The 7331-nt window shown below is 36.8% G+C and carries 7 protein-coding genes; all 7 read right to left on the reverse strand.

Features of this window, described 5'->3' with window-relative positions; all coding sequences use genetic code 11:
- Positions 1-229 precede the first annotated feature (229 nt).
- A complete protein-coding gene (locus D569_RS0121370) occupies positions 230-649 on the reverse strand; it encodes a YlbF/YmcA family competence regulator (protein WP_018934485.1) in 420 nt (139 codons plus the stop codon).
- Positions 650-2227 (reverse strand): tRNA (N6-isopentenyl adenosine(37)-C2)-methylthiotransferase MiaB, encoded by a 1578-nt coding sequence (gene miaB / locus D569_RS0121375; protein ID WP_018934486.1) that lies wholly within the window; start codon positions 2225-2227, stop codon positions 650-652. It abuts the gene before it with no gap.
- Positions 2228-2333: 106 nt separating this feature from the next.
- Positions 2334-3251: a dipeptidase gene (locus tag D569_RS0121380; protein WP_018934487.1), complete on the reverse strand. Its 918-nt coding sequence runs from the start codon at positions 3249-3251 to the stop codon at positions 2334-2336.
- A gap of 76 nt (positions 3252-3327) precedes the next feature.
- Positions 3328-3588: a stage V sporulation protein S gene (locus D569_RS0121385; RefSeq protein WP_003468886.1), complete on the reverse strand. Its 261-nt coding sequence runs from the start codon at positions 3586-3588 to the stop codon at positions 3328-3330.
- Between the two features lie 124 nt (positions 3589-3712).
- Complete coding sequence (locus tag D569_RS0121390; RefSeq protein WP_018934488.1) at positions 3713-4510, reverse strand: TIGR00282 family metallophosphoesterase; 798 nt, start codon at positions 4508-4510, stop codon at positions 3713-3715.
- A 279-nt stretch (positions 4511-4789) separates the two neighbouring features.
- A complete protein-coding gene (gene rny, locus D569_RS0121395; RefSeq protein WP_018934489.1) occupies positions 4790-6349 on the reverse strand; it encodes a ribonuclease Y in 1560 nt (519 codons plus the stop codon).
- A 618-nt stretch (positions 6350-6967) separates the two neighbouring features.
- On the reverse strand, positions 6968-7331 hold a 364-nt coding region (locus tag D569_RS0121400; protein WP_018934490.1), incomplete at its 5' end, for an IS3 family transposase.

Below are 7331 nucleotides of genomic sequence, written 5' to 3' on the forward strand. Positions count from 1 at the left end.
AAACCTTAACCCAACTTACATTATTTTACATAATAAATCGTAATTAGAGATAAAGTAATTCTCTTTTTATTTTCTATTATTTCCTTTACTAGTTCAAGAATATAATTTAGTTAATTCGGACATCTAGCATTCGAGAAGGTGGAAGGAATTGAAAAAATCTGCTATCTCCTTTCAGCAAAACAGAAAAAGCACGATCAACTCTATTGGCTGATCATGCTTTTATTGATTGTTAACAATGACTTTGTCCTTTTTTAGACCCTGTTTCTCCAGCAAGTACATCTCCACCTGTGGAGCGAATCACTTCATTCGTGATCTCTCTAGCAATAGTATTGGTTACAAGTTGAAGAAGATCATTAATGACAACTTGTGATTCCTTAAATTCCTGCACAACTGGAATTTCATCAATTTCTTCTTGCAAGCGGTCGATTTCTGCTTCCACACGTTTTAATGCTTCATGCTTACCATAAGCTTGGAAGTTAACGGCTTGTTTTTGTAAGGCTTTGATTTTTTTAATCGAGCTTTGAATTTTATTATTTTCATTTAATTTAGCTTCTAATTGCTTGAAACGATCGATTTCTTCGATGTTAGCCATTTTGTTAGCTAATTTATGTGCTTCTTCCATCACTTCTTGTCTCGTATATTTTGCCATTTATTTCACCTCAACTGCTGATTCAACCATTTCTCCATCTAGAGTCCATGTTTTGGTGTTCGTGATCTTCACTTCAACAATTTCTCCAATGACAGATTTTGGTCCTTTAAAGTTTACTAATTTATTGCGCTCAGTATACCCAGATAAGACATCAGGATCTTTTTTACTTTCGCCTTCTACCAATACTTTTACTGTTTCTCCTTGATATTTTTTCATCGCTTCTGCTGACTGCTTGTTCACTAGTGCATTCAATCGTTGCAGACGTTCTTTCTTCACTTCCATTGGAATATTGTCTTCCCAACGTGCAGATGGTGTACCTTCCCTAGGTGAATAAATAAAGGTATAGGCACTTTCAAATCCAACTTCTTCGACTAGCGTCATCGTTTCTTCAAATTGTTCATCTGTTTCATTAGGGAAACCAACAATAATATCAGTAGTTAATGTAGCGTTTGGCATGGCTTCTCTAATTTTTCTTACCAATTCTAAATAGCTTTCTCTTGTATAACGGCGCGCCATTACCCGGAGAATGTCAGAGCTACCTGATTGTACTGGTAAGTGAATATGATCTAGCAAGTTACCACCTTTTGCAAGGACTTCAATTAAGCGATCGTCGAAGTCTCGAGGGTGTGATGTTGTAAAACGCACACGAGGAATATCTATTTTGCTGATCTCTTCCATCAAATCACCGAGACCATACTCAAACTCTAAGTCTTTTCCGTAAGCATTGACATTTTGTCCTAATAAGGTAATCTCTTTATATCCTTGAGCGGCAAGGTGACGTACTTCCTGGATAATATCCTCCGGCATACGACTACGCTCTTTACCACGAGTATATGGCACGATACAGTACGTACAGAACTTATCACAACCATACATAATATTAACCCATGCCTTAATTTTACCTTTACGTTGCTTTGGAAGGTTTTCAATAATGTCGCCTTCTTTAGACCATACCTCGACAACCATTTCCTTGCCGAACATCGCTTCATTAATGAGTTGTGGTAAACGGTGAATATTATGTGTACCGAAAATCAAATCAACAAATGGATGTTTTTTCAAGATACGGTTCACTACTGACTCTTCTTGGGACATACATCCGCAAACACCTAAGATTAAATCCGGATTCTCTAATTTTAATGGTTTCAAGTGACCAAGTTCACCAAATACTTTATTCTCTGCATTCTCACGGATTGCACAAGTATTTAATAAAATAATATCTGCATCATTCGTATCTTCTGTTGGAGTGTACCCCATTTGGGTAAGAATACCAGCCATCACTTCGGTATCATGCTCATTCATTTGACATCCATAAGTTCGGATAAGGAATTTTTTCCCTTTACCAATCGCTCTCATCTCTAATGGAATGTCAAAATCATAATGAATATCTACATCTTTTTTCAATCGTTTCTTTGCTTTACGCATGTTTGGTGGTTCATAAGTTGTTTGGAAATATCTCGAAATTAACTCATCGCTTGACATGTTTTTTAAACGATCTAAATTATCGTTCGCATCGGATTTTACGTCCGCCGAACTCTTTTGGTTAATTTGTTGACTTTCTAATCGTTGTTTTTCGTTCATGCTATTTATCTCCTTTCTTACCCCTAATCAATCTTAACAAACTACTTCATCTATTATAGGGGAAAAACCGTGTAAATACAAAGCGAATTAATTGATATTTTAGCAATTATTCTGGAAAATGATTGATAAAATTTTGATAACTAATTTTTTCTACAATGGACGCAGGAAATTTTCGTTTCATCGCAGTTTGTAAGCAGTGATACTGATTGATAGAAGACAGATTTTCTACAAATTGGTCTGTTCCATCGAAATCAGACCCAAATACGAGATGATCTTCTCCGCCAACACTTATAAAAAAGGATATATGTCGCAAAAGGTCATCTATAGTAGCACGATGATTGGCTGTCACGAAATATTGGACGAAAGTAACACCTATTAACCCGTTGTGATTAATGATTTTACGTACTTGTTGTTCCGTTAGATTACGAGAATGTGCACAAACAGATCGACTGTTTGCATGAGAGACTATCAAATGATCACTAAGTTCTACTGCATCATCAAATCCTTGCTCCGAAATATGTGCGAGATCGATCCATATCTTATGTTGATTAGCCAACTCAATAACTTTTCTCCCTAGCGAACTAATCCCACTACCTCTTGGCTCTTCTATCCCGTCTACAGCTAGATTTGCATGATTCCAGGACATACCAATCATCTTCACGCCTAGCTGAAGAAGTATTCTCAGTTTGAACAGATCCGACCCAATACAATCCAGTCCTTCTAAGGTTAGCATTGCACCTTTTTCATTTGGTTTCAGGCTTTCTATATCTTCCTTCGTTTGAACAAAGCGGATATTAGAAAACGGTTTAATAATTCTCTCAAAAAAAAGGTCTACCATATGTAATGCCACAGCAAATTTCGATTCTGTAGGAGTATGTTCAAGAATATAAATAGCAAAACACTGCACTTTTACTGGACTTTGCATCCATTTCTGATAATTTACATCTAGAACGGAATCATCGTCAAAATCGACATGGTGCAACCACATTTTAGACAATGCATCACAATGACAATCGATAATCATCTACTCCACTCCCTGCTAAAAATAGACATTTAAAAACCTGTTTGTCTATTAACAAACAGGTTACTAATATTCCGTATTATCTCGGCTCGACAATTAACTTTATAGCTGTACGCTCTTCATTATCAATCATAATATCAGTAAAAGCTGGAATACAAATGAGATCCACTCCACTTGGAGCAACAAAACCACGTGCGATTGCAACTGCTTTCACTGCCTGATTAAGTGCACCGGCACCTATCGCTTGGATTTCCGCTGAACCACGTTCACGTAATACATTTGCAAGTGCGCCTGCTACAGAATTCGGGTTTGATTTTGCTGAAACTTTTAATATGTCCATTCCTGGTACCTCCTTCAATTGCTATTGTTATTCCACTTTTACTATATTCATGATATTTCAATATATTCCTTTTTATTATGAAGGATAGTCGTCGAAATTTCAAATTTTTCGCTGGTGACAAGGCTTAGGAGAAGAATGGATGATCATCATTTATTTGGATTCGATCGATTTTTACTGCCTTTCCTGTAGAATTATCGATATCGATTAATACACCACTTAATTGGGCACGTCCTGATTTTGGTACCTCAAAACGGACAGGCAATCCAGTAAGGAATTTCTTGATCACAGCTTCTCTCTCCATTCCTAATATCTCGTCATAAGGCCCAGTCATCCCAACATCAGTTATATAGCCTGTACCATTAGGTAATATGCGATTATCTGCCGTTTGCACATGGGTATGTGTACCTACAACTACACTTGCTTTACCATCAGCATACCATCCAAAAGCTTGCTTTTCACTTGTGGCTTCTGCGTGAAAGTCAACAAAAATAATATTAGTACGTTTTTTTGCCTCATTAATCAATGCATCTATTTTACGAAACGGATCATCAACTGGCTGCATAAACGTTCTGCCTAGCAAATTGATAACTGCAATCTCTTGTCCATTTGATTTAATGTAGACAATTTCATTTCCGGGTGTATCAGGCGGTAAATTACCTGGTCGAACCATGTAAGTGGCATCATCAATAAAATTAAAAATTTCACGCTTATCCCAGGTATGATTGCCCATAGTAAGTGCTTGCGCCCCCCACTCAAGTAGGCTTTTATAAATTTTCTCGGTAATTCCTTTTCCTGCTGCTGCATTTTCACCGTTAATAATCGTTACATGTGGTTGATACTTTGCTTTTAATTTTGGTAAATACTCTTGTACCATATTTCTTCCTGGTGAACCTACAATGTCACCAATAAATAAAATCTTCATCTACGTCTACCTTTCTATTTTAAGTACCCATAGTTTTGCACATTATTTTCTAAAAGTCAAAGTTTGATGCCAAACCTTACCGAGACTTATTTCATATGATTGATATAGTAAAGAATATGCAATATAAAGTGAGTCTATGATTCATCCTTACTAATCATTAGCTATGCTTATCAGGAGGTTAGCGTCTATTATCCTTGTGTTACTTCAAGCTTGAAGTAGATGTCAAGAGATGTATAGTACCATGATAAACATAAAAATAGAGAGACTATGAAAGTCTCTCTATTTCGCGTATTCTACTGAACGAGTTTCTCGGATTACGGTTACTTTTATATGACCTGGATAATCCAACTCATCTTCAATTCGTTTACGAATATCTCTTGCGATCTTGGTAGATTCTGCATCATCAATTTCGTCTGGTTTGACGATGATACGAATTTCTCTACCAGCCTGAATTGCAAATGATTTTTCAACACCTGCATATGATTCTGAAATTTCTTCTAATTTTTCTAAACGTTTAATGTAATTTTCTAATGTCTCACTTCTTGCACCTGGACGAGCAGCTGAAAGTGCATCTGCTGCAGCAACGATTACCGAAATAACAGATGTTGCTTCTTCGTCTCCGTGGTGTGAAGCAATTGCATTAATAACGACATCATTTTCTTTGTATTTCGTTGCTAGTTCTTTACCGATTTCTACGTGGCTGCCTTCCACTTCATGATCGATTGCTTTTCCAATGTCATGTAATAAACCGGCACGTCTAGCTAGTGTTTGATCTTCTCCGAGCTCAGCAGCTAATAGACCGGATAAATAAGCTACTTCCGTTGAGTGTTTTAAAACATTTTGTCCATAGCTCGTTCGATATTTCAATCGCCCTAATATCTTCACTAAATCAGGATGAAGACCATGAACTCCTATTTCAAAGGTTGTCTGTTCTCCATATTCACGAATATATTCATCGACTTCACGTCTTGATTTATCCACCATCTCTTCAATTCTGGCGGGGTGAATTCGCCCATCCTGCACTAATTTCTCTAATGCAATTCGAGCAATCTCTCGACGAATTGGATCAAAACCAGATAGAATTACTGCTTCTGGTGTATCGTCAATTATTAGATCAATACCTGTTAGTGTTTCTAAAGTTCGAATATTGCGCCCTTCTCGCCCAATAATTCGACCTTTCATCTCATCATTCGGAAGATTGACAACGGAAACAGTCGTTTCTGCAACATGATCAGCCGCACATCGTTGTAGTGCGAGAGATAAGATATCTTTCGCTTTTTTATCTGCTTCTTCTTTCGCACGATTTTCTGCCTCTTTAATTATCATTGCTGATTCATGAGTAACTTCTTCTTCCACACGTTGCAAAATAATTTGTTTTGCTTGATCCGTGGTATATCCTGATATCCGTTCTAATTCTGCTTGTTGCTCGCTTAACATTGCTCCAACTTTGCTTTCCATTTCTTCAATTTGTTGTTGTTTTTCTGTAAGCGAACCTTCTTTCTTTTCTAACAATAACTCACGCTTGTCTAAAGTTTGATCCTTACGATTGAGGTTTTCTTCCTTTTGCATGAGACGACTTTCAAGCTTTTGAATTTCTGCCCGACGTTCTCTAAGCTCTTCATCCGCTTGTTGACGAATTTTATGATTTTCGTCCTTCGCTTCTAGTAATGCTTCTTTCTTCGCAACTTCAGCGTTTTTATAGCCCTCTTCCACAATTTGTTTTGCTAATTCTTCTGCACTCGAAATTTTCTTCTCTGCAATTTTCTTTCTAATCAGATAACCAACAACAATACCGACAAATGTAAGCAAAATGGAGATGATGATCGCTACAGTATCCATACTTTCACCTCCTCTTGCTATAAACTTGTACAATTTTTTTAAGTCGGCATGTACAATAATACATTTTTGGAAATTTAAATGTATAATAATATATGAATTATACATGTTAATTTTAATCTTCTATTACTTGGATGTCAAGGATTGTAAAGTTTTTGCACAGATAAGTGAAATCAGGAATATTTACCCGAATCTATAATCTTATTCATTTGTCACTGGAAAATAAAACTAACATCTCTTATTTCTCTTCCTTCGAGATGACTACAAAGCTAAAGATTTACCATTTCTCTAGCATCCATTTTGAAATATTTGAACAGCTTGACCACCCACTCCGGCTGGCCCACTTCCCTTTCCGTGGGGGTTGCCCTTCAGCTAGCTTTTTCGAGCAAAAACCGCTCGAAAAAGTGGATCTTCAGGCCAAACGATTACCACAGGAGTGGAAGTGGGCTGCCTACGTTAAGTACTACTCTACGACCTATATCAGAGGTAGAAACTTGGATTATTATCTCATGAAAGCACTAAAATATATCATTGAATTCTAAAAAAATGTGATACCTATGGTTTAAAAGAAGAAAAACTCTGCAGTCTATACGGTGGTTACCCCCAAAAGTTAGAGTCTTGTTATGCAGCTGATTGGCTAGATTGAGTTCGGTATTCTACTGGACTCAATCCAGCCAATTTTTCTTTTGATCGTTCGTGGTTATACCAGTAGATGTATTCTTTAATTCGTCTTTTTAATTCCTCATAGCTTACTAGTTCTTCTCCATAATACATTTCTTGTTTCAATAGACCAAAGAAATTCTCTATTGAAGCATTGTCTGCACAAGTAGCTTTACGTGACATGCTTTGGAATACTTTATTTTGTTTTAATGTACTTACCCATTGGTTGTGCTGATAATGCCATCCTTGATCAGAATGGATAGTGGTGCGATAGGTCGCATGATTCTTTATTATCTCAATCGTTTCTTTCAAAGGTTCCATGACA

Source organism: Gracilibacillus lacisalsi DSM 19029, assembly GCF_000377765.1.
Classification (GTDB): domain Bacteria; phylum Bacillota; class Bacilli; order Bacillales; family Amphibacillaceae; genus Gracilibacillus; species Gracilibacillus lacisalsi.

Excerpts from the sequence above, each read along its gene's own strand:
- D569_RS0121370 (WP_018934485.1), bottom strand. The coding sequence starts at position 649 with ATGGCAAAATATACGAGACAAGAAGTGATGGAAGAAGCACATAAATTA.
- miaB (WP_018934486.1), bottom strand. The coding sequence starts at position 2,227 with ATGAACGAAAAACAACGATTAGAAAGTCAACAAATTAACCAAAAGAGT.
- rny (WP_018934489.1), bottom strand. The coding sequence starts at position 6,349 with ATGGATACTGTAGCGATCATCATCTCCATTTTGCTTACATTTGTCGGT.
- D569_RS0121380 (WP_018934487.1), bottom strand. The coding sequence starts at position 3,251 with ATGATTATCGATTGTCATTGTGATGCATTGTCTAAAATGTGGTTGCAC.
- D569_RS0121390 (WP_018934488.1), bottom strand. The coding sequence starts at position 4,510 with ATGAAGATTTTATTTATTGGTGACATTGTAGGTTCACCAGGAAGAAAT.
- D569_RS0121385 (WP_003468886.1), bottom strand. The coding sequence starts at position 3,588 with ATGGACATATTAAAAGTTTCAGCAAAATCAAACCCGAATTCTGTAGCA.